The organism is Rothia sp. HMSC072B04 (assembly GCF_001813725.1).
Taxonomy (GTDB): Bacteria; Actinomycetota; Actinomycetes; order Actinomycetales; family Micrococcaceae; genus Rothia; species Rothia mucilaginosa.
In genome coordinates, this window is record NZ_KV813803.1 from 471,672 (window position 1) to 494,480 (window position 22,809).

Below are 22,809 nucleotides of genomic sequence, written 5' to 3' on the forward strand. Positions count from 1 at the left end.
TTCGGTTGGCGCGCTTCTGCGTTGGGTTCCGCATTTGGTGTGGATGCGCTCGCGTGGTTTGGAAGGTAGGCGAGGCTTCACCGGACAACGCGGGCGGGGGAGTGCCCCCTCTGCGGCGCTGAGCGCCTTGAGGACGGAGCCCCCGCCTCGCGTGCCCGGTATGCGCCTCGTGCAGTATCAGCTACTTGCTTTGAGCGGATGCGGTCGCCTCGCTCGTAGCGTCTGCTTCGTCTCCGCAACCGTTATGAAGGGTCTCAGACTTGATAACAACAAACGCATTATCTTCAGAACGGCGAACAACAAAGACCCGTCGCGTTAGCTGCGGGTCCTTAAATTTCTTACCCTCAGCAGAGCGAACGTTGCTCCAGTCTTCACAGAACGTGATGGTTGCGCCGGTGTTGTATGAGACAGAACCATCGTCGTTCATGGTTCCATAGGTGACTGGATCGATGTTATTGAAGGCAATTTCGCCCTTAATAGGACCGTGGTTTTCTTCTGTGAACTTTTGAATATTCTCCACTTCCTCCTTTGTGTCTTCCAGGAAGTTTTTATGCACGTATCGGAGCAGCTCTTCATCGCTCGTGTGCTCCATGCTCCCATGCATCCATGCATTCCAAATGAGTCGGTACTGTTCCAACGCATCGTATGCAGCCTTGAGGGTCGCATCTGCTGCTTCCTTCGACGGGTTATCCAAATCAACGTTCGCACGAATCAGCACGGGCTCATAACCCGTCGGAGTGGGTGAAGGAGTGGGAGTTGCAGAAGCTTCCGCGCTTGCCGATTCAGCGCTCGCGGAGGTGGAAGCGCTCGATTCTGCGCTGACCTGCGCGCCGCCGGAACATGCGGACAGGGTGAGCATCATTGCCGCAGAGAGCGCGGCAATAGAACTACGGTTAAACATCATTGTTAGTTCTTTTCTGGTGTGTGGTTGTGTAAACCGCTGAATTATCCACGCAACAACGTGTGGAATTCAGCGGAATGTTATCGGTTGATGCCATTACCCTAACATATATCCACAGAGCACACACCCCGGCGTATTATTTGTTCATTTTGCCAATTTTCTATTCATTTCAGTGCAGGTAAAGGTGTCCCGAGATGTACACAGGGGCACATATCGGCATGCAGGTGGGGGCTCCACCTATTGCACCGTGCCTAATTCTCTGAAATATTCTTGCAGCCCCCTCACCGTGAGCGGTCTCTCGCCGAACCTGAACGTAGCCTGTGAACTGTGGTACCCTACTAGAAGCACAAAACCTTTAAATCCGTCCCGTGAGGCGGGGAAGGAGACGGCTATGCCTGGGTCAACTGTACCCACATCCGGCGCGAATCAGGGGCGAAATCTAACCGCAGCCCCCCATTCGGCAACCCCTCAAAGCACCTCCGAGGACGCGACCACCGTCGGCCGCACCATCCTCAGCGAGGACGAAATCCGCCGCGCCCTCACCCGCATCGCCTACGAAATTATTGAAACCAATAAAGGCGTAGAAAACCTCGTACTCATCGGCATCCGCTCCCGCGGCGTGCCCCTCGCCGTACGACTCGCAGCCCGCATCCAAGCCATCGAGCCGAACTTCAACGCAGAAACACGAATCGGCGCCCTGGACATCACCGCCTACCGCGACGACCAGCGAACCGGCGGCACCACCTCCCCAGACACCGCAGGGGAAAGCATCATGCCCACCATCGGCATTGAAGGCAAAACCGTAGTCCTCGTTGACGACGTCCTCTACTCCGGCCGCACCGTACGCGCCGCCCTCGACGCACTCAACGCCCACGGACGACCCGCCCTCGTACGCCTGGCAGTCCTCGTAGACCGCGGACACCGGCAACTACCCATCCGCGCCGACCACGTGGGCAAAAACCTGCCCACCAGCGCCAGCGAAACCGTACGCGTCGTACTGACTGAAACCGACAACGCAACAGACCGAGTTGACATTATCCAGCTGGGAGGGCTCTCATGAAGCATCTGCTCGACACCCGCGAACTAACCCGCGAAGAAGCCATCGAAATCCTTGACGTCGCCGACTACATGGCGCAGGTCAAAGCCGAAAACCGCACCCTTAACGTGCTCAACGGCAAGACCGTCGTCAACCTCTTCTTCGAGGACTCCACCCGAACCCGCCTCTCCTTCGAAGCCGCGGAGAAGCGCCTGGGCGCCGCCGTCACCAACTTCTCTGCATCTGGCTCCTCCGTGTCTAAGGGCGAGTCGCTCAAGGACACCGCGCAGACCCTCAAGGCGATTGCCGCGGATGCGTTCGTGATCCGCCACTCGGCATCCGGCGCACCGCAGCGCCTCGCCGAGGCAGGCTGGACCGACATCCCCGTGCTCAACGCGGGCGACGGCACCCACGCACACCCCACCCAGGCACTGCTCGACGCCGTCTCCCTGCGCCAGTACAAGGCAGAACGCGACGGCCTCGACAGCCCCCGCGGCACCGACCTGTCCGGCATGCGTGTGCTCATCGTCGGCGACATCCTGCACTCGCGCGTGGCACGCTCCAACCTCTGGCTGCTGACCACCCTCGGCGCGCAGGTCGTCTTCGTCGCACCGCCGACCCTGCTGCCGCTGAACACCACCTCCTGGGTTGAAGAAGCAGGCCTGGAAATCTTCCACGACTTCGACGAAGCCATCGCCACCAACCCCGACGCCGTGATGCTGCTGCGCATCCAGAAGGAACGCATGAACGCCGCGTACTTCCCCTCCGCAGAGGAGTACACCGACCTGTGGGGCCTGACCGCCGAACGCTTCGCAACCCTGCAGGCACAGCCGCAGCCGGTCGCAATCCTGCACCCGGGCCCCATGAACCGCGGCCTGGAAATCTGCACCGAAGCCGCCGACGCCACCAACTCCTGGGTCCTGCGCCAGGTCAGCAACGGCGTGGCGCTGCGCATGGCGGTGCTCTACCTGCTTCTGACCGACGGCTCCAGCGCCAAGCTCTACGCCGGCGACGAATCCTAAACGACCTTCCTAACGAGAGGAACCAACACCATGAGCAAGTACCTGATCAAGGGCGCAAGCCTCTACGGCGAAAAGGTCGCCGACATCCTCATCGAGGACGGCGTGATTAGTCGCATCGCAGAGAACATTGACGCCGCAGACGCACAGGTCGTCGAGGCGGCAGGCCAGGTGGCGCTGCCCGGCCTGGTCGACATCCACACCCACCTGCGTCAGCCCGGTTACGAGGCATCCGAAACCGTCGAGACTGGCACCCGCGCAGCAGCCCTGGGCGGCTACACCGCAGTGTTCGCCATGGCAAACTCCATGCCCGTGGCAGACACCGCCGCAGTCGTTGAGCAGGTTGACCGCCTCGGCAAGGAATCCGCATGGTGCCGCGTGCAGCCCATCGGCGCAGTGACCGTGGGCCTGAAGGGCGAGCGCCTCTCCGACATTGGCGGCATGGCGAACTCCACCGCGAACGTGCGCGTGTTCTCTGACGACGGCATGTGCGTGTACGACCCCGCCGTGATGCGCCGCGCCCTCGAATACGTCAAGACCTTCGACGGCGTTATTGCGCAGCACGCGCAGGAGCCGCGCCTGACCGAAGGCGCCCAGATGAACGAAGGTAAGGTGTCCGCTGACCTGGGTCTTGCCGGTTGGCCCGCCGTCGCTGAAGAGGCAATTATCGCCCGCGACGTGCTGCTGGCTGAGCACCTGGACTCCAAGTTGCACATCTGCCACCTGTCCACCAAGGGCTCCATTGAGGTTGTGCGCTGGGCTAAGTCCCGCGGCGTGAAGGTGACCGCGGAGGCAACCCCGCACCACCTGTTGCTCACCGACGAGACCGCACAAACCTACGACCCGATTTTCAAGGTGAACCCGCCGCTGCGCACCGAAGAGGACGTCATGGCGCTGCGTCAGGCTGTTGCTGACGGCATCATCGACGTGATCGGTACCGACCACGCACCGCACCCGGCAGAGACCAAGGAATGCGAGTGGGCGTGCGCCGCGAACGGTATGACCGGCCTGGAGCAGGCACTGTCCATCATCCAGATGACCCTGGTTGACACCGGCATGATTACCTGGCGCGATGTGGCACGCATCCTCTCCGAGGAGCCCGCGAAGATCGGTCGCCTGGACCACGAGCAGGGCCGCCCGCTTGCCGAAGGAGAACCGGCAAACATTGTGCTGGTCGACCCGAAGGCAACCCGCGTCATCAAGCCGGAGGAGCAGGCAACCAAGGGTAAGAACAACCCTTACCGCGACATGGAGGTGCCCGGCTCGATTCGTGCAACCTTCTACGCTGGCCACCCGACCGTGCTGAACGGCGAGCTGGCAACCCCGCGCCGCTAAACCCGCGAGGCGAACGTACGTGGTGACCGTGCCTGGCGGTGGTAGGTTCACGCCTGCCACCGCCTCGCCGGGAGCACCGCCCCCAACCTCACCAACCCAGGCCGAGATCATCGACCGAGACCCTAACCGAAAGAGAGAACCTTCGTGGGAAAGTTCCTGACCGCCGTCATCTGCATCGCCCTGGTCGCCCTGTGCATCTACGGCATGTGGCACGGATGGCGCTCGCGCCTGGCACGCCAGGCGAACATGTTCGGCTCCCTCAAGGAAGTTCCCGAACGCTACGAGGGCATGACCGCTGACGCCGCTTTCGAGGGCGAGTACGTCAGCACCACGATCTTCGGTAACTGGCTGGACCGTGTGGGTTTCGATTCGCTCGGCTTCAAGAGCAAGTCCACCCTGCTGATTTACCCGGACAGCATCATCTTCACCCGTAACGGCGCGAAGGACCTGTGGATTCCGGCGAAGAAGCTCGCAGTCATCACCACCGACCGCGGTATGGCGGGCAAGGTTGTGGAGAAGAACGGCCTGGTCGTGATTGGTTGGACCCTGGACGGTCACCGCGTGCAGACCGGCTTCCGCACCCGCTACGCCGAGGACAAGCAGGCGGTACTGCGGGAGCTGCGCCGCATCGCCCCGAACGCTGTGGATGCGCCCGAGAAGTGGGCGGCAGAACCGGAAGCCTAAAACCCGGTGCAATATCGCGGTGCAATATCACTGCGCACCCACACCCATAGATTTTGCCTGAGGTCAGGCGAACACCCGCCGAAGGCACCATAGACTACCCCGGAACCTGCACGGTAGAGGCCGTACAGGAAGCGGGGGAGAACACCAGAGAAAAGGAAGAAGAGCATGACTGACATGACACGATCCGGCGCCCTGCGTACGGACCGCGCGCTGCTCGTCCTGGAGGACGGCACCGTCTACCGCGGCTACGGCTACGGCGCAACCGGCGCGTCCCTGGGCGAGGCGGTTTTCTCGACCGGTATGACCGGCTACCAGGAAACCCTGACCGACCCCTCCTACGCGGGTCAGATTGTGGTTCAGACCGCTCCCCATATCGGCAACACCGGCGTGAACACCACCGACGCTGAGTCCCGCAAGATTTGGGTTGCCGGCTACGTGGTTCGCGACGCAGCACGTGTGGCATCCAACTGGCGTTCTGAGCGCACCCTCGACGAAGAGCTCATCGAGCAGGGCATCGTCGGTATTCAGGGCATTGACACTCGCGCCCTGACCCGCCGCCTGCGTTCAAGCGGTTCGATGCGTGCGGGCGTGTTCTCCGGTGAGCACGCAGAACGCCCCGAAGCTGAACTGCTGGAGGAGGTGCGCGCCTCCGAGCCGATGGCTGGCCGTAAGCTCGCTGACTCCGTTTCGGTTGACACCGCGTACACCGTTGAGCCGCACCAGTTCAACTGGTTCGCACCCCCGGTCGCAACCATCGTCGCCCTGGACCTGGGCATCAAGTCGATGACCCCGCAGCGTTTCGCTGAGCGTGGCGTGCGCGTGCACGTGCTGCCCGCAAGCGCAACCCTCGAGGACATCTACTCCCACAACCCTGACGGCGTGTTCTTCTCCAACGGCCCCGGTGACCCGGCAACCGCTGACGAGCAGGTTGAGCTGCTACAGGGCGTGCTGCGTAAGGGCACCCCGTTCTTCGGCATCTGCTTCGGTAACCAGCTGCTCGGCCGCGCCCTGGGCTTCGGCACCTACAAGCTGCCCTTCGGCCACCGCGGCATCAACCAGCCGGTCATGGACAAGACCACCGGCAAGGTTGAAATCACCGCGCAGAACCACGGCTTCGCTGTGGACGCGCCGATTGGTGACTACGTGACCGCACCGAACGCCGAGTTCGGTCAGGTCATGGTCTCCCACGTGGGTCTGAACGACAACGTGGTTGAGGGCCTGACCTGTAAGGACATCCCCGCGTTCTCCGTGCAGTACCACCCCGAGGCTGCTGCGGGCCCGCACGATTCCGCCTACCTCTTTGACCGTTTCATCGACCTGATGGTCGCAACCAAGACTGCAAAGGAAGCATAAATGCCTCGTCGTACTGACCTTAATAGCGTCCTCGTCATCGGTTCCGGCCCCATCGTCATCGGTCAGGCAGCGGAATTTGACTACTCCGGCACTCAGGCGCTGCGCGTGCTGAAGGAGGAGGGCGTGCGCGTCATCCTCGTGAACTCGAACCCGGCAACCATCATGACCGACCCCGAGTTCGCGGACGCCACCTACATTGAACCCATCACCCCCGAGGTGATTGAGAAGATCATCGAGAAGGAAAAGCCGGACGCAATCCTGCCGACCCTGGGTGGTCAGACCGCGCTGAACGCGGCAATCTCCCTGGATGAGCGCGGCGTGCTCTCCAAGTACAATGTTGAGCTGATCGGCGCGAACATTGAGGCGATTAACCTCGGTGAGGACCGTGAAGCATTCAAGGGCGTGGTGGAGCGCGCCGGCGGTGAGTCTGCACGCTCGGTGATTGTTCACTCCATGCCGGAGGCGCTGGAAGCCGCTAAGGAGCTGGGCTACCCGATGGTGGTTCGCCCCTCCTTCACCATGGGTGGTCTCGGCTCGGGTATGGCGTACAACGAGGAAGACCTCTACCGTATTGCCGGTGCCGGTATTCAGTACTCGCCGACCAGCGAGGTCCTGCTGGAGGAGTCCATCCTCGGCTGGAAGGAATACGAGCTGGAGATGATGCGTGACACCAACGACAACGTCGTGGTCGTCTGCTCCATCGAAAACTTCGACCCCGTGGGCGTGCACACCGGTGACTCCATCACCGTGGCACCCGCGCTGACCCTGACCGACCGTGAGTTCCAGAAGCTGCGCGACATCGCGATCAACGTGATTCGTGAGGTTGGCGTGGACACCGGTGGTTGTAACATCCAGTTCGCGATTGACCCGAAGACCGGCCGCATCATCGTCATTGAGATGAACCCGCGCGTGTCTCGTTCCTCGGCGCTCGCGTCGAAGGCTACCGGCTTCCCGATTGCGAAGATTGCGACCAAGCTGTCCTTGGGTTACACCCTGGATGAGATTCCGAACGATATCACCCAGAAGACCCCGGCGTCCTTCGAACCGACCCTCGACTACGTGGTTGTGAAGGTTCCGCGCTTCGCGTTTGAGAAGTTCCCGGCTGCTGACCCGACCCTGACCACCACCATGAAGAGTGTTGGCGAGGCTATGGCTCTGGGCCGTAACTTCACTGAGGCTCTGCAGAAGGCGATGCGTTCGCTGGAGCAGAAGGGCGCGTCCTTCTCGTTCAAGCCGCTGTCCCTGTCTGAGGCTGAGCTGGCTGAGCTGATTGAGAAGACTAAGGTTCCGACCACTCAGCGTATTTACCAGGTTCAGCAGGCTCTGCTGGCCGGTGCTACCGTGGAGCAGCTGCACGAGGCTACCAAGATTGACCCGTGGTTCCTGGATCAGCTGGTGCTGCTGAATGAGGTTGCCGGCGTGGTTCACGCTAAGCGTGACAACCTTGACCCGGAGACCCTGAAGCTGGCTAAGCGTCACGGTTTCTCGGACGCTCAGATTGCTGAGATTATCGGCTCTTCTGAGGATGTTGTGCGCGGTGTTCGCCACGCTCTGGGTATCCGCCCGGTCTTCAAGACTGTTGACACCTGTGCAGCCGAGTTTGAGGCGTTCACTCCGTACCACTACTCCTCCTACGACCTGGAGGATGAGGTTGCGCACCACGAGAAGCCCTCGATTATGATTCTGGGTTCGGGCCCGAACCGTATCGGTCAGGGTATCGAGTTCGACTACTCCTGTGTGCACGCTTCGCTGGTGCTGCGCTCGCTCGGTTACGAGACCGTCATGGTCAACTGCAACCCTGAGACTGTTTCGACTGACTACGATATTTCGACTCGCCTGTACTTTGAGCCGCTCACCCTTGAGGATGTGCTTGAGATTGTTGAGTCGGAGCGTCGTACCGGCGGTCTGATGGGCGTGTTCGTTCAGCTGGGCGGTCAGACCCCGCTGAAGCTGGCTCGTGCCCTGAAGGATGCGGGCGTGCCGATTCTGGGCACCACCCCCGAGGCTATTGACCTGGCCGAGGACCGCGGCGAGTTCTCCCGCGTGCTGGAGGAGGGCGGCCTGATTTCGCCCAAGAACGGTACCGCGTTCACTTTCGAGGGTGCTAAGCGCATCGCTGATGAGATTGGTTACCCGGTTCTGGTTCGTCCTTCGTACGTGCTGGGCGGCCGTGGCATGGAAATCGTCTACGATGAGGCGAACCTGGCTCGCTACCTGGAGAACGCTACCGAGGTTTCGCCTTCGCAGCCTGCTCTGATTGATAAGTTCCTTGAGGACGCTATCGAGATTGACGTTGACGCCCTGTTCGACGGCGAGGAGCTGTACTTGGGTGGCGTCATGGAGCACATTGAGGAAGCCGGTATTCACTCGGGTGACTCTTCTTGTACTCTGCCTCCGATTACTCTCGGCCCGGACATCATTGCGAAGGTGAAGGACGCTACCGAGAAGATTGCTCGCGGCACCGGTGTGCGCGGTCTGATTAACATTCAGTTCGCGTACGTGTCTGAGAACCTGTACGTGATTGAGGCGAACCCGCGTGCGTCTCGTACTGTTCCGTTCGTGTCGAAGGCTACCGGCGTGCAGATGGCTAAGGCTGCTGTGCTGATTGGTCTGGGTAAGAGCATTGCTGAGCTGAAGGCTGAGGGCTACCTGCCGTCGAACATGGATGGCGCATCCCTGCCGGAGGAGACCGCGATTGCTGTGAAGGCTGCGGTTCTGCCGTTCGCTCGTTTCCGCACCCCGGAGGGTGTTGTGGTGGATTCGCTGCTGAGCCCGGAGATGCGTTCGACCGGTGAGGTCATGGGTCTGGATAAGCACTATGACACCGCGTTCGCTAAGGCTCAAGCTGGTGCTGGTTCGCCGCTGCCGACCTCCGGTAAGGTGTTCATTTCGGTGGCTAACCACGATAAGCGTAACGTCATTATTTACGCGAAGATGCTGGAGTCGCTGGGCTTTGAGATCGTTTCGACCGGTGGTACCGCTGAGATTCTGCGCCGTAACGGCCTGAACTCGGTGATTGTGGCTTCGAAGTTCGCTGAGGCGAACGGCGACCACTCGATTGTGGACATGGTCCGCAACGGTGACATTGACCTGATTCTGAACACCCCTGCCGGTGGTGCTGCTCGTAGCGATGGTTACGAGATTCGTGCCGCTGCGGTTTCGGTGGGCTGCCCGGTCATGACTACCATTTCTGAGTTCGCTGCGGCTGTTCAGGCGATTAATGCTCTGCGTGAGCACAGCTGGGACATCATGAGCCTGCAGGAGCACGGCGTTCAGCTGGCTGCCGCTGTGGATGCTCGTTCTGAGGGTGGCGAGGCGTAATGTCCGCTGCTTTTGGTGATCGTCTGGCGAAGGCGATGGCGGAGCGCGGCCCGCTGTGTGTGGGTATTGACCCGCATCCGAACCTGCTGGAGCAGTGGGGTCTTGAGGATTCTGCTGCCGGTCTGGCTGCTTTTACTGAGGCGGTCTATGAGGGTTGCGCCCCGTTTGCGGCGGCGTTGAAGCCTCAGGTGGCGCTGTTTGAGCGTCACGGTTCGGCTGGTCTTGCTGTGCTGGAGGCACTGTTCGCCCGCGCTGCCGCTGATGGTGTGCTGATTGTTGCTGACGCTAAGCGCGGCGATATCGGTTCAACCATGAAGGCGTACGCGGATGCGTGGCTCGGCTCCTCGTCGCCGCTGGGTACCGATTCGGTGACTTTGAGCCCGTATCTGGGTTTTGAGTCGCTGCGTCCGGCGCTGGATTTGGCTGATGAGAATGACCGCGGCACTTTCGTGCTGGCGTTGACCTCGAACCCTGAGGGTAAGAGCGTTCAGCACGTGGGCGCGTCGGAGTCTGGTCATTCCGGCGAGTCTGGGGGCGCTGTGGCTAAGCGTATTATCGCTGCGGCTACCGCTGAGAATGCTTCCCGCCAGTGGGAGCAGATGGGCCCGTGCGGCCTGGTGGTTGGCGCGACCGTTGGTCAGGCGCTGGTTGACCTGGGTATTGACCTGGGTTCCTTCAACGGCCCGATTCTGTCGCCCGGTTACGGCGCTCAGGGTGCCTCGGCCGCTGACCTGTACCGTGTGTTCGCGGGTGTGGAGTCGCAGGTGCTGGTGAATTCCAGCCGTGGCGTGCTGGCTGCTGGCCCGTCGGTTGAGGGTTTGGCGCAGGCTGCGCAGGCGGCTCGTGATGACCTGCTGGCGGCCCGCGGCGCATAGTTCGCGTGTTGCGTGAGAGGGGTGTGTGCTCCGGGTGGATTCTGTTGAGGGTCTGCTCGGGGTGCGCGCCCCCTTTTGCGTGCCTGGTTTTTCTATTGGTAGTTTGTGCCGGTAGCGCGGCAGTTTTGGGTGTTTTATCGCAATTTTTGGGTACATCCGCATGCATAATTTTGCCGCCACACACTCGCGCCGATGCGAGTTTTCTCACCTCTGTAGTGGGGGAGTGTGTTTCCGTCAAGACTCACGCCCGCGGTTCCGCTTTTGATAGGGCGAATACTCCGCTATGCTATAGAGGTACTCCCTGATATTTACGTGCTGACGTGCGTAGACGCATTGTTGGTGCGAGGGTGAGTGCCGCGGGTGGAACGAGGGCTCTCGTGCTATCCGTGTTACATTAGTTGATAAGTAAAATTCTATAACTCGCAGAAATGGGGGACCCAACCATGCCGCTGACTCCGCTAACTGAGGATGCGCGCGCCTCCGCCCGCGAGAAGGCAGTACTTGCCCGAGCACACCGCCAGGAAATTAAGCGTGCACTGAGTGAACGTGAACTTTCCGTGCGTCAGGTGCTCGATATGGTCGATTCCGACCCTGCACTGGCTAAAATGCCGGTGGGGCAGATGCTGCGCGCACTTCCGGGCATTGGTGCCGTTCGCGCTGAACGCATCATTGAAGAACTTCATATTGCACCGACTCGCCGCCTTGGCGGCCTTGGTGTACACCAGCGTCGCAAGATGGTGGAGTACTTCAACCGTAATTCGCGGTATTTGAACCGTGCACGTCGTAAGACTGCTGGTCAGTCTTCCGAGTCTTCTCAGTCCTAATACCTCGTGCCTTCAGCCGATGAAGGCGCAGTAAGGAAGCTATGTCTCAGCCGACTCTCACCGTACTGGCTGGCCCCACTGCTGTTGGCAAGGGTACGGTGTGCCAGTACATTCGTGAGAACTACCCGAACGTGTGGTTCTCTGTTTCCGCTACTACTCGTGATCCTCGCCCCGGTGAGGTTGACGGTACTCACTACTATTTCGTTTCGATGGAAGAGTTTGACCAGATGATTGCTGACGGTCAGATGCTTGAGTACGCTGTGGTGCACGGTAAGAACAAGTACGGTACTCCGCGCGCTAAGGTCCAGGAGGCTCTGGATGCTGGCCGCCCGGTGATTCTTGAGATTGACCTGCAGGGTGCTCGCCAGATTCGCGAGACCATGCCTGATGCTCGCCTGATTTTCTTGGCTCCTCCGAGCTGGGATGAGCTGGTGTCGCGTCTGGTGGGTCGAGGTACCGAGAGTGAGCAGGAGCAAGCTCGTCGCCTTGAAACCGCGAAGGTTGAGTTGGCTGCTGAGAAGGAATTTGACGTCACGGTCGTCAACGACTCTGTTGAGCGTGCGGCGAAGGAGATTGCTGAGCTGATCGGCGCCGCCTAATCTGCATGCTTTGCGTTTGCGGTGGGGCTAGAGTTTCTTCCGACCTGTAGTTCTGCCGTGAGGCGTTGTGAAGGGTGGGGGTTTCGAAGAGTTTTCTTCGGGCCCCCACCTTTTTATATAGGCTGGTACGTGCGTTTTAGCCGTTGAGAGGGTAGAATAGTTCTTTAGTTTTGACCGTGCCCTCAGTGTGCCCGGTTTGCGCCATAGCGCGAACGGTGTGCGGGGGCGTTCGGTACGTACATTCCATCAAGCTATTTGGAGTTTTTAGTGGCAAACGAAATCAAGGAACACGAGGACTACAACTTCGTTGACGGTGTCGCTCCCGAGGGCATCGTGAGCCCCAGCGCTGACGCGCTGATTGAGAAGGCGGAGTCCAAGTACGGCCTGGTGATTTTCGGTGCCCGCCGTGCACGCCAGATTAACGCGTACTACGCTAACCTGCAGGACAATACTGCTGCGCACGTTGGCCCGCTGGTTGACGCTGAGTCGAACGAGAAGTCCCTGTCGGTGGCAATGCGTGAAATCATTGCTGACCGTGTTGTGGCGGAGCACCGCCCGGACGCTAAGTTCGATGAGGACGGCTACCCGATGCCCGAGGATTTGTCCGCTGTAATCGATTTCAGCGCGGCTGAGTTCTCTGGCGCTATCGAGGAGGAGTACATCCCCGCAGGTAGCGAAGAGGTTATTGCTATCGAAGAGGTTATCCTCGACGAGTCCGCTGAGTAATCTGCTTTTTACAAGGATTCTTTGACGTACCATGCGCATTATCGTTGGTATTGGAGGGGGCATTGCTGCGTACAAGGCGGCGATGCTCCTTCGTCTTTTTGCGAAGAATGGCGACGAGGTGATCGCCATGCCCACCCCGAACGCGACGAAGTTTGTGGGTGTTCCCACGCTGGAGGCGCTGATCGGCAACCCCGTCTCAACGGACGTGTTTGACCGCGTGCCGGAGGTGAACCATGTGCGTCAGGCTGAGAAGGCTGACGCTGTGGTGATTGCCCCGGCGACCGCCGACCTGCTGGCTCGTTTGGCGGCTGGTCGTGCCGATGATTTGCTGTCCTCTACCGTGTTGACCACGCACGCCCCGGTGATTTTGGCGCCCGCGATGCACACTCAGATGTGGGAGCATCCGGCGACTCAGGCGAATGTGCAGACTCTGCGTTCGTGGGGTTATCACGTGATTGAGCCTGCGATTGGGCGTTTGACCGGCCCGGATTCTGGCCCGGGTCGTATGCCTGAGCCGGAGGACATTTTCGCGGTGGCGCTGGATGTGATTAAGCGCTTCCCGAAGGGCCAGGTGCACCCGGTGTACACGCCCGGTTACGCGCCGACCGAGCCCCTGTACACGGGCACGGAGCAGGAGCGTCTGGCGGCGGCGCGTGCGGCGACGCTGACTTCGGCGTTGCTGGGTCAGGGTGATTCGAGCCAGGTTGAGCCTGGTCAGGTTGATTCGGGCCAGGCAACTGGCGCATCCGAATCGCTGCGTGGTCCTCTGGCTGGTCGCCTCGTGGTCATTACCGCCGGCGGCACCCGTGAGGCGCTGGACCCGGTACGTTTCCTCGGCAACCGTTCGACCGGCAAGCAGGGTGTGGCGCTCGCGGAGGCGGCACGCGACCTGGGCGCGACCGTTCACCTGATTGGTGCGAACCTTGAGGTTCCTGCGCCGGAGGGTGTGCAGGTGACCCGCGTGGTGAGCGCCCTGGAGCTGCGCGAGGCGACCCTTGAGGCGAGCGCGGCGGCAGATGTGCTGATCATGTCTGCGGCGGTGGCTGATTTTAGGCCCGCCGAGTTTGCCGAGTTCAAGATTAAGAAGAGCGCCGATTCTGAGGATGCGCCGGTGATTCAGCTGGTGCGCAACCCGGATATTCTGCGTGAGGTCGTGGTGCGCCGCCAGCAGGCTCGTGAGGCAGGGGAGAGCACCCTCGGTCCGAAGCTCATTGTTGGTTTTGCGGCGGAGACCGGTTCGGCGGAGAAGACTCCGTTGGAGCTGGGTCGTGAGAAGCTGCAGCGTAAGGGCACGGACTTCCTGGCGGTCAATACGGTGGGTGTGAATCGTGGTTTCGGCACGGACGATAACACGATTACGCTGCTGTCGACTCTGAATGATGAGGCGCCGGTGTTCTCCGGTTCGAAGAAGGAGTTGTCGGTGCGTCTGTTGGAGCATGTGGCGGCTTTCTTGCCGGAGCTTTCTGCCTAATGTAACCTGCGTTTCCGCGTAAAATTTCGGAACGTTCATAGTGTGGAGCCCGTGCGGTATTTCCTGCGAGGAGGTATCGTGCGGGCTTTGCTGTACCCTCCGTAGCTCAGCCGCGACCCCCTTCTGTGGACCCCCTTGGAGAGCATTATGCGCAGGGATTTGTGACCGGGATTTCTTTCCTTTCGGCTTCCGCCGGGGGAGCATCTCATATTTCTGTCATAGTGGTGAAATTTCTGACCGTACCCCTGAACCGTCAGATAAAGGTCTAGTATCATGGCATAGAGAGTATTTCGCGTTGAAGGGGAAGAAGCACCATGCCCGAGAATCAGAGCAAGCCCGCCACGGTACAGCCCGCCCAGAGTGAGGAGCGTCCTCAGATTCTGGTGATCACCGGTATTTCCGGTGCAGGCCGCAGCACCGTCGCAAACGTACTGGAGGATGAGGGCTGGTACGTTATCGATAACATCCCGCCGCAGATGCTCGGTTCCCTGGCTGATTTGGTGACCCGCGACGGTGCGCGAGTGCCGAAGGTGGCGCTCGGTATTGACGTCCGCGCCCGCGCCCTGTTCTCTGATTTGCCCGCTGCAATTGAGACTTTGCGCAAGTCCGATATTGACTTCTCCATGCTCTTCCTTGACGCCAAGGACGAGACCATTATTGCCCGCTACGAGGCTCAGCGCCGCCCGCACCCGCTGCAGGGTGAGGGCCGCGTCCTCGACGGTATCCGCGCTGAACGCACTCTCTTCGAAGGTCTGCGCCTCGCTTCTGACCGCACCATTGACACCACCGGCATGAACGTGCACGAGCTGGCTCGTACCGTGCGTGAAATGTTCGCTGAGGGTGCGGATAAGAAGCTGAACCTGACCGTGATGAGCTTCGGCTTCAAGTACGGTGCGCCTTCGGACGCTAACTACATGGCTGATATGCGTTTCATCCCGAACCCGCATTGGGTTCCGGAGTTGCGCCCCCTGACCGGTCAGGACGCCCCGGTGCGCGACTACGTGCTGGAGCACGCAGGCACCGAGGAGTTCATCAGCAACTACCTTGCGGCTCTTCGCCCCGTGCTTGAAGGTTACCGCCGTGAGGGCAAGTACTACGCCACCATCGCAATTGGCTGCACCGGTGGTAAGCACCGTTCCGTGGCTGTGACGGAGGAACTGGCTCGTCGTCTCTCTGCTTTCGGTGAGCTGAACGTGAATGTTCAGCACCGTGACAAGGGCCGCGAGTAAGTTTTTCCCGGCGCGTCCCAACCACCGCGTCGTGTTTCATTAGCCGCCGTCCGGCCCCGCACACCGTGGGGCCGGCATACCATTCCTTCCGGGTATGTGAGGTATTACTATGTCCACCCATTCGACCAGTTATGACACTCAGGGTATTCCGCGCCTGCCGGCTCTGCCGACTCAGGCGTTGCGCCTGTTGAAGACCACGCACCGTTCGCCGAAGGTCACGGCGATGGGCGGCGGTCACGGGCTGTATGGTTCCCTGTCTGCGTTGCGCCACGTCACGCCTGATTTGACGGCTGTTGTGACGGTTGCTGACGATGGCGGTTCGTCGGGTCGTTTGCGTGAGGAGATGGGTATTCTTCCTCCGGGTGATTTGCGTATGGCGCTTTCTGCGCTCTGTGATGACACCGATTGGGGTCGCACGTGGCGTGATGTGATGCAGCATCGTTTTAGCGCGCCCGAGGGTTACGAGGGCGAGTTCCCGCTGGATTACCATGCTCTCGGTAACCTGCTGATTGCGACTCTCTGGCAGCTGCTGGATGACCCGGTTGCGGGTCTGGACTGGGCGGGTGCGCTACTGAATGCGCGCGGCCGCGTGCTGCCGATGGCGCTGGATCCGATGGTCATTTACGGCACCGTGCTGCGTGAGCATAACGGTGGCGGTATTGAGCGCGTGAAGGTGGTCGGCCAGGTGAACCTCTCGAAGGAGGAACGCGTTCACGATATTGGTCTGACCCCTGAAAATGCTCGCCCCTGCCCGGAGGCGCTCTCCGCTATTGAGGAGTCCGACTGGATTGTTTTGGGTCCGGGTTCGTGGCGTACGTCGGTTCTGCCGCATCTGCTGTTGGATGCTCAGCGTGAGGCGATTATCCGCACGGAGGCGCGCCGCTGCGTGGTCATGAACCTCTCCGACGATAAGGAGACGGTCGGCTTCACCCCGGCAACGCACTTGGATTTGTTGCGCCAGTACGCCCCGAAGCTTCACCTTGACGCGGTGATTGCTGACGCTGACATGCAGGCTGATCACCGTTCCGAGCTGGAGCGTGAGGCTTCTGCGATGGGTGCGAAGGTTGTGTGGGCGCATCTGCGTTCGAGCTCCCAGCCGAATGTGCACGACCCGCTGAAGCTTGCGGCTGCGTATAACGAAGCGTTTGAGCTGAGCTCCTAGAATCACCGTTGCGGCTGCTATTTTGGTGTGCCCATTTCCCGAAGTTATAGACTCTTAGACACTACGCCCAGAAGGACCTGTTCATGGCATTAACCACGCTCGTCAAGGACGAACTCGCCAACTACGAGGCAACGAAAGTCTCTGCTCGTAAGGCAGAAATCTCTACGATTCTGCGTTTTACCGGAGGCCTGCACATTGTCTCGGGGCGAATCGTGGTGGAGTCTGAGGTCGACCACGAAGCAACCGCCCACCGCATGCGCCGCACCATCGCGGAGATTTACGGCCACGACTCTGAGCTGACCAGCGTCAGCGGTGGTGGCCTGCGTCGAGGCGGCCGCTACATTGTGCGTGTGGATCACGGCGGTGAGGCGCTGGCTCGCCAGACCGGTCTGCTGGATTTGCGTGGCCGCCCGGTGCGTGGTCTGCCGCCGGCTGTGGTGAACGGCTCCCTGCAGGACGCCGAGGCGGTCATGCGCGGTGCGTTCTTGGCGCACGGTTCGCTGACTGAGCCGGGTCGCTCCTCCTCCCTGGAAATTACCTGCCCCGGTCCGGAGGCTGCGCTCGCGCTGGTGGGTGCGGCTCGTCGCCTGGACATTATTGCGAAGGCACGCGAGGTGCGCGGTACCGACCGTGTGGTGGTGCGTGACGGCGAGACCATTTCGCAGCTGCTGGAGCGTATGGGCGCGACCGGCACCCTGACCACGTGGCGTGAGGCGCGCACCCGCAAGGAGGTTCGTGCGACCGCGAACCGCCTGGCGAATTTTGATGATGCGAACCTGCGCCGTAGCGCTCAGGCGGCTGTTGCGGCGAGCGCCCGCGTGGAACGTGCCCTGCAGATTCTGGGTCATGAGGCGCCGGATCACCTGCGCTATGCCGGTGAGCTGCGTGTGTTGCATAAGCATGCGTCGTTGGATGAGCTGGGTCGTCTGGCTGATCCGCCGATGACGAAGGACGCGATTGCGGGCCGTATTCGTCGCCTGCTGGTGATGGCTGATAAGCGTGCTTCGGAGCTGGGCGTTCCGGGTACTGAGTTGCCGCGTGAGGACTAAGCGAGGGCTAGATTCTGCTCTTAAACGGTGCGGGAAGCTCGTGTGGCTGGGGTGTTTGTGACGGTTTTGTGACAAACCATAACCCGCTGTTTTTGAACAAAAACCGCATATTTTTCAAAAATGAGCCTGTGGATGGCCCCTTTCGCCTTGTGCGAGGGGAGTTATCCACAGGTTCTTTGCGTGCGCTCGTGCGTTCGCGCGCGTGAGCCTAGGGTAGGGGTATGACGAGCATGACCCCCAACCCCGACCAGAACGCTGTACAGAGCCCTGTGCAGGATAGTGCAGCCCAGCAGGGCGGCGCGCAGCGTAGCGCCCGTTCCCTGATGAACAGCCTCTACCGCAGCCCCCGCGCCCGCAAGAACGGTACGCCGGATGCCGAAGACACCGTGCCGCTGGCTATTGCCGATGAGGTAACGCCCGCGGAGGCGCCTGCCGAAGAAACACCTGCCGAGCCTGCGGCATCCCGCCCGGAGTCGAATGGTTGGGCTGACTGGGATCAGCAGCCTGATTGGAACGAGGTGGACGACTGGGCGGAGTGGGAGCAGGCGGATCAGCCGGGCACCACCCGCAGTACCCGTTGGGGCTTGTCGCCGCGCGTGCTGCTTCTGGTGGCGGTTTTGGCGTTGGTTGCCGTGGTGTGGGGTGTGACCCAGTTTTCGGCGGCGCCGCGTGCCGAGCAGGTCGCCTCCCCGAGCGCTTCCGCCGAGTCGGTGCAGGCGGTGGGCGCCCAGCAGAGCCCAGGTGCCCAGTCCACCGCTCAGCCGAGTGAATCTGCGCAGGGTGGCGCCTCCGGTGAGGCTACCGTGCGGGTGCACGTGGCGGGTGCCGTGAACAACCCCGGCGTGTACACGCTGCCCGCGCAGGGGCGTGCCGTGGATGCGATTGCCGCCGCCTCCGGTGCCGCAGCGGATGCTGACCTGGACCGCGTGAACCTTGCCGGTGCGCTCAGTGACGGGGTGCAGATTTATGTGCCGCATCGTGGCGAGACGGCTGCTCCGGCGCAGATTCAGCCCAACGGTGGCACGGCGAATGCGGGTCAGGGTAACGCGGCGAATGGTGCATCGCAGAACGGCGCTTCGCAGGGTGGCACTCAGCCTCAGCCTGCACGCACGCTAACTCCTGCAGGCAGCGCGCAGAAGGGCTCAACCCCGGTGAACATTAACACCGCCACCGCTGAGGAGCTGCAGACCCTGCCGCGTATTGGTCCGGCAATGGCTCAGCGCATTATTGCCTGGCGTGAGGCGCACGGCGGTTTCCGTAGCGTAGATGAGCTGGATGCGGTGCCCGGCATTGGTCCGTCGATGCTGGAGAATTTGCGCCCGCTGGTGACGGTCTAATGCGCAGGCCGAATCGCTTGCAGAACCGACGGCAGAACCGCCAGCACGCAGGGGAGCGGAAGCTCTTTCCCGGTTCCTTGCGCCTCACCCGGCGCCTCACCCGTTCCGCAGCTACGGCGTATGAACGCGCCCGCTACCGCTGGAGCATCGGCGCTGAACGGTGGCGTACCCGCCGCGACGAGCAGGAGCTACGCGCCCAGGGAAGCCTCATTCACCTGGACCTTCGCCTGAGTTTCACGGTGCTGGCGCTGTGGGCGTTTACCGCGGTGGCGCTGACCGTGGGCACGTGGCGGGTGGTGCATCCGCTGGCGTGTGTGCTCATTGCCCTGCTGGGGTGCCTGGCGATTCTGCTCTTCTTTCCGCCGCGTGCGGTGATGCCCTACAGCCTGCTCTTTCGCACGACCGGTCAGCTGGTTTTTCTGGCGTGTATTGTCACGGTTCAGGCGGTGCTTTTGTGCGCTACGGGGGTGGATGCATCCCGCGCCACGCTGCAGCAGGCGCAGGGTGCTTCGCTTCGTCTGAATGGCACGGTGGAGCAGGTTCGCCGCGTGGATCCGCGCACTACTCTGGTGGTTATTAAGCTGGAGGAAATTCAGGGGCGGAGCGTGCGTGCGCTGGTGAATGAGCGGGTGCGCGTGTACCGGCGTGATGGTTCGGTAAAGAGCGCCGCGCAGCGTCTAGAGGTAAGTTCAGCGGCGAGCTCGGCTGCTCAGCAGCAGGGGAGCGGTACCGCGCGCTCGCAGACAATCTATCCTGGCATGAAGGTGACCGCCCTCGGCACCGTGGAGTTCAACGGTTCCACGGCGAAGCTGAGCGGCGCAACTATTTTTCCTGCGCCCGCCTCCGGTGCCGGGTCGAACGCTACCGACCAGACGGCGGAGGAGCCGTATCTGTCCACGCTCAAGGAGCAGTTGCGCACCCGCGCCCTGGACACCCTCGGCACGGAGTCGGCGGCACTGGTTTTGGGCACCGCCTACGGGGATGATTCGCTGATGAGTTCCACCGCGCGGGAGGAGTATAAGCTCAGCGGGCTCAGCCATATTACGGCTGTGTCCGGGGCGAATATTGCCATTGTGTTTTTGGGTGCGTACCGGCTGGTGTTGGCGGTTCGCCCGTACCGTTTCGCCAGCGCATACCTGCTGTTCCATTCCTGGATGCAGCGGTTGCGGGGGAGAGGCACGGCTCATTCTCGCCGCCCCGCCCAGCCTCAACAACCTACCCCGCCAAATGCCCACGTCCTGCCGCCGCTCGTGCACCGGCTGAGCACCCTCGCCATTCCGCACCGCGTCATGGCGCTGTGCGGGGTTGCGGCGGTACTCGCCTACGCCATGCTGCTGGACTCTGAGGGTTCCGTGATTCGTTCCCTCGCCATGGGTCTGCTCGGTGCTTACGCGATGCTGCGTGGCTCGGGTCGCCAGTCCTTGGCGGCACTGCAGACAACGGTACTGATGTGTCTGCTTGCCGCCCCGCACCTCGCCGTGGATATGGGGTTCGCTCTGTCGGTGACGGCAACCTCCGCGTTGATTCTGCTGGGTCCTCCGCTGATTCGTCTGCTCATGCGCGTCATGCCGGTGTTCTGCGCGGAAATGCTCGCCGCGCCGATTGTGGCGTCCTTATGGTGCACTCCGCTGATTTTGGCGATGAGCGGTAAAGTGCCGCTCTACTCGGTTCCGGCGAATCTGATTGCCGCTCCTTTGTCGCCGCTGAGTATGCTCGCCGGGTTGGTTGCGCTCGGATTCATACTTCTGGGTCTGCCCGCTCTGGCGGATCTGTGTCTTCGTGCCGGTGGCCTTGCCGCGCAGGGTATCGAGTGGGCGGCACACACTGCCGCGCACGCGCCGGGTAACCCGTGGGAGCCCGGTTCGAGCCTCCCTGCGGTGGTGTGTAGCGCCCTCTGCGTGCTGGCGTTGAGCGTAGCCCTGTGGTGGGTGGATGCGCGCCGCTACCGTGCGGTCACGCACCGGCAGTATTTGCGGGTGGTACCGCGCACCGCGCCCTCCCACCGGCACGCCCGTTCCTAACCGACTAACTGCGGGCATCTAACCCTGACCGACTAACCCTAACCAACGCTAGGAGGCATCTGAGAAGAAAACGCTATGATGGATACTCGAGACTCTACCCGCGCAGCACCCCGTGCGCAGCGGGGTCGAGTTCAGCCCGTACCCTGCAGATAAAGGCGAGTGATAAGCGTGTCCGAGCGTAAGCGTTCAACCCAGCGTGGTGGTTCCCGAGGCTACGCCCGCCGAGGCGGCCCCGCCCTCGACACCGCGTGGCGTACCGTCACCCCGGCACCCGCCGTCATGCTCTACGGCCCAGAGGAGTACTTCGCCTCCCGTGCCGCGGCACGCCTGCGTGAGCTGTTCCGCAGCATCCACCCGGAGGTGGACCGCGTTCAGATTAACGCCGCCACCTACACGGCGGGGGAGCTGATCCTGCACGCTTCGCCCTCCCTATTCGGTTCGGCGAAAATCATTGAGGTTGAGAACCTCGCCTCCATGAGCGACGAGTTTTTGACCGATACGCTCGCCTACCTGAACGCCCCCGAGCCGGACATCATGCTCATTCTGAACCACTCGGGCGGTAACCGCGGCAAGAAGCTCATCGACCTGGTGCGCTCCCAGTTCGTGCTCATTAACTGCAAGGCGCTCAAGACCGACCGCGAGAAGAGCGAGTTCTTGGCGGGGGAGTTCGCAGCAGCTCAGCGCCCGATTACCGGCGGGGCTCTGGCGTTGTTGACGGCTGCCGCCTCCGACACTGCTGAGCTTGCCGCCGCATGCCAGCAGCTGCTCTCTGACGTACCCGGTGACATCACCGAAGAGGCGGTGAACCGCTACTACGGCGGCCGCACCGAAGTCACCGCATTCCGTGTGAGCGACGCCGCGATTTCCGGTAACGCCCCGGAGGCTCTGCGTCTGCTCCGCCACTCCCTTGCCACCGGCACGGAGCCGATTCCGATGCTGGGTGCGCTCGCCATGCGTCTCCGCAATATTGCGCGCGTGCACCACGTGCGCATGAGCGCTAACGAGCTGGCGCGTGAGGTGGGTATGTCACCGTGGCAGGTTGAGCAGGCTCAGCGTGACGGCCGCCGTTTTACCGGCGCCCAGTTGGCGCATATTGTGCAGCTTCTGGCTGATGCGGACGCCCAGCTGAAGGGCGAGTCGCAGGACGCTGTGTATGCGGTGGAGCAGGCTGTTTTGGCGATTGCTCTACCTCCGCGCCTGTAGTGCATAATAGAGCCCATGCTCGAAATTCTGAAGAAAATTTTCTTTGCCCTGCTGCCCTTCCTGCAGAAGGCGGCAGAGGATGCCCTCAACGACGCTACTGCGTCTAAGGGCGGCTCCGAGTCCTCCCAGAAGAGCGAGTCCCACAAGGGCGAATCTCGTCAGGGTGAGGCTCGTACCTCCGGCTCTTCGGCGCCCAAGCCGAGCGCCCCGAAGTCTTCCTCGGCACCGAAGCCTTCCGCACCGGCTTCGACCGGCGCATCCGACGGTTCGGATTACCCGGGCGATTACCGCGACATGATCAACTTTGAGTACTCGCCCTCCCTGGACGGCGACGCTGACCCGGGTGAAATCGTGTGGACGTGGGTTCCCTTCGAGGAGGACCACTCGCAGGGTAAGGACCGCCCGGTGCTTCTGGTGGGTCGTGACGGTGAGTACCTGCTGGCGCTGATGATGACCAGCAAGGACCACAATAACCGTGAGCACGCTGACCCGAACTACCTTGATATTGGTTCGGGTCCGTGGGATCCGCAGGGCCGCGCTTCTGAGGTGAAGCTGAATCGTGTGATTCGTGTTCGCCCGGATGCGATGCGCCGTGAGGGTGCGATTATGCCGGAGGATACGTTCCGCCTGATTGAGCGTGCGTGGACTCGCCATAACGGCTAAC

The 22,809-nt window shown here is 61.6% G+C and carries 19 protein-coding genes; 18 read left to right on the top strand and 1 reads right to left on the bottom strand.

What is annotated here, in order from left to right:
- Positions 1 to 181: 181 nt before the first annotated feature.
- Positions 182 to 904 (bottom strand): hypothetical protein, encoded by a 723-nt coding sequence (locus tag HMPREF2928_RS09275; RefSeq protein WP_070687740.1) that lies wholly within the window; start codon positions 902 to 904, stop codon positions 182 to 184.
- Between the two features lie 388 nt (positions 905 to 1,292).
- Here HMPREF2928_RS09275 and pyrR point away from each other — a divergent pair, with 388 nt between their 5' ends.
- The 18 genes from pyrR (at position 1,293) to HMPREF2928_RS06315 (ending at position 22,808) form a co-directional block, all read left to right on the top strand.
- The gene (gene pyrR / locus HMPREF2928_RS06230) at positions 1,293 to 1,961 is read left to right on the top strand and encodes a bifunctional pyr operon transcriptional regulator/uracil phosphoribosyltransferase PyrR (protein WP_049345471.1); all 669 of its coding nucleotides are present in this window, start codon (positions 1,293 to 1,295) and stop codon (positions 1,959 to 1,961) included.
- Positions 1,958 to 2,959 carry an aspartate carbamoyltransferase catalytic subunit gene (locus HMPREF2928_RS06235; protein ID WP_070687745.1) on the top strand — a complete coding sequence of 334 codons (1,002 nt, stop codon included), beginning with the start codon at positions 1,958 to 1,960 and terminating at the stop codon, positions 2,957 to 2,959. The genes pyrR and HMPREF2928_RS06235 overlap by 4 nt, the downstream gene beginning before the upstream one ends.
- A 30-nt stretch (positions 2,960 to 2,989) precedes the next feature.
- Positions 2,990 to 4,291 carry a dihydroorotase gene (locus tag HMPREF2928_RS06240; RefSeq protein ID WP_070687747.1) on the top strand — a complete coding sequence of 434 codons (1,302 nt, stop codon included), beginning with the start codon at positions 2,990 to 2,992 and terminating at the stop codon, positions 4,289 to 4,291.
- Positions 4,292 to 4,435: 144 nt separating this feature from the next.
- On the top strand, positions 4,436 to 4,975 hold the full coding sequence (locus HMPREF2928_RS06245) for a PH-like domain-containing protein (RefSeq protein ID WP_005508722.1): 540 nt from the start codon (positions 4,436 to 4,438) through the stop codon (positions 4,973 to 4,975).
- A gap of 165 nt (positions 4,976 to 5,140) precedes the next feature.
- Entirely contained in the window at positions 5,141 to 6,328 is a 1,188-nt protein-coding gene (carA, locus tag HMPREF2928_RS06250; RefSeq protein ID WP_049327218.1) for a glutamine-hydrolyzing carbamoyl-phosphate synthase small subunit, read from the top strand.
- A complete protein-coding gene (carB, locus tag HMPREF2928_RS06255) occupies positions 6,329 to 9,649 on the top strand; it encodes a carbamoyl-phosphate synthase large subunit (protein ID WP_005505946.1) in 3,321 nt (1,106 codons plus the stop codon).
- Positions 9,649 to 10,524: an orotidine-5'-phosphate decarboxylase gene (pyrF, locus tag HMPREF2928_RS06260; RefSeq protein WP_070604310.1), complete on the top strand. Its 876-nt coding sequence runs from the start codon at positions 9,649 to 9,651 to the stop codon at positions 10,522 to 10,524. Before carB ends, pyrF begins: the two co-directional genes overlap by 1 nt.
- Before the next feature lie 443 nt (positions 10,525 to 10,967).
- Positions 10,968 to 11,348: an integration host factor, actinobacterial type gene (gene mihF, locus HMPREF2928_RS06265; protein WP_005508715.1), complete on the top strand. Its 381-nt coding sequence runs from the start codon at positions 10,968 to 10,970 to the stop codon at positions 11,346 to 11,348.
- 41 nt (positions 11,349 to 11,389) lie between these two features.
- On the top strand, positions 11,390 to 11,947 hold the full coding sequence (gmk, locus tag HMPREF2928_RS06270) for a guanylate kinase (RefSeq protein WP_005505951.1): 558 nt from the start codon (positions 11,390 to 11,392) through the stop codon (positions 11,945 to 11,947).
- 267 nt (positions 11,948 to 12,214) lie between these two features.
- A complete protein-coding gene (gene rpoZ, locus HMPREF2928_RS06275; RefSeq protein ID WP_070687749.1) occupies positions 12,215 to 12,673 on the top strand; it encodes a DNA-directed RNA polymerase subunit omega in 459 nt (152 codons plus the stop codon).
- 31 nt (positions 12,674 to 12,704) lie between these two features.
- A complete protein-coding gene (locus HMPREF2928_RS06280) occupies positions 12,705 to 14,144 on the top strand; it encodes a bifunctional phosphopantothenoylcysteine decarboxylase/phosphopantothenate synthase (RefSeq protein WP_070687751.1) in 1,440 nt (479 codons plus the stop codon).
- Positions 14,145 to 14,458: 314 nt separating this feature from the next.
- Positions 14,459 to 15,373 carry an RNase adapter RapZ gene (gene rapZ / locus HMPREF2928_RS06285; protein WP_012903502.1) on the top strand — a complete coding sequence of 305 codons (915 nt, stop codon included), beginning with the start codon at positions 14,459 to 14,461 and terminating at the stop codon, positions 15,371 to 15,373.
- Between the two features lie 109 nt (positions 15,374 to 15,482).
- Positions 15,483 to 16,535, top strand: a complete 1,053-nt coding sequence (gene yvcK, locus HMPREF2928_RS06290) for a gluconeogenesis factor YvcK family protein (RefSeq protein ID WP_012903503.1) — start codon at positions 15,483 to 15,485, stop codon at positions 16,533 to 16,535.
- A gap of 83 nt (positions 16,536 to 16,618) precedes the next feature.
- Positions 16,619 to 17,584 carry a DNA-binding protein WhiA gene (gene whiA, locus HMPREF2928_RS06295; protein ID WP_005505961.1) on the top strand — a complete coding sequence of 322 codons (966 nt, stop codon included), beginning with the start codon at positions 16,619 to 16,621 and terminating at the stop codon, positions 17,582 to 17,584.
- A 221-nt stretch (positions 17,585 to 17,805) separates the two neighbouring features.
- Positions 17,806 to 18,921 carry a ComEA family DNA-binding protein gene (locus HMPREF2928_RS06300; RefSeq protein WP_070687753.1) on the top strand — a complete coding sequence of 372 codons (1,116 nt, stop codon included), beginning with the start codon at positions 17,806 to 17,808 and terminating at the stop codon, positions 18,919 to 18,921.
- Positions 18,922 to 18,998: 77 nt separating this feature from the next.
- On the top strand, positions 18,999 to 20,942 hold the full coding sequence (locus HMPREF2928_RS06305) for a ComEC/Rec2 family competence protein (RefSeq protein WP_246823575.1): 1,944 nt from the start codon (positions 18,999 to 19,001) through the stop codon (positions 20,940 to 20,942).
- Positions 20,943 to 21,110: 168 nt separating this feature from the next.
- Positions 21,111 to 22,145 carry a DNA polymerase III subunit delta gene (gene holA / locus HMPREF2928_RS06310; RefSeq protein ID WP_070687756.1) on the top strand — a complete coding sequence of 345 codons (1,035 nt, stop codon included), beginning with the start codon at positions 21,111 to 21,113 and terminating at the stop codon, positions 22,143 to 22,145.
- Positions 22,146 to 22,160: 15 nt separating this feature from the next.
- Complete coding sequence (locus HMPREF2928_RS06315; protein ID WP_070687758.1) at positions 22,161 to 22,808, top strand: type II toxin-antitoxin system PemK/MazF family toxin; 648 nt, start codon at positions 22,161 to 22,163, stop codon at positions 22,806 to 22,808.
- Position 22,809 lies beyond the last annotated feature (1 nt).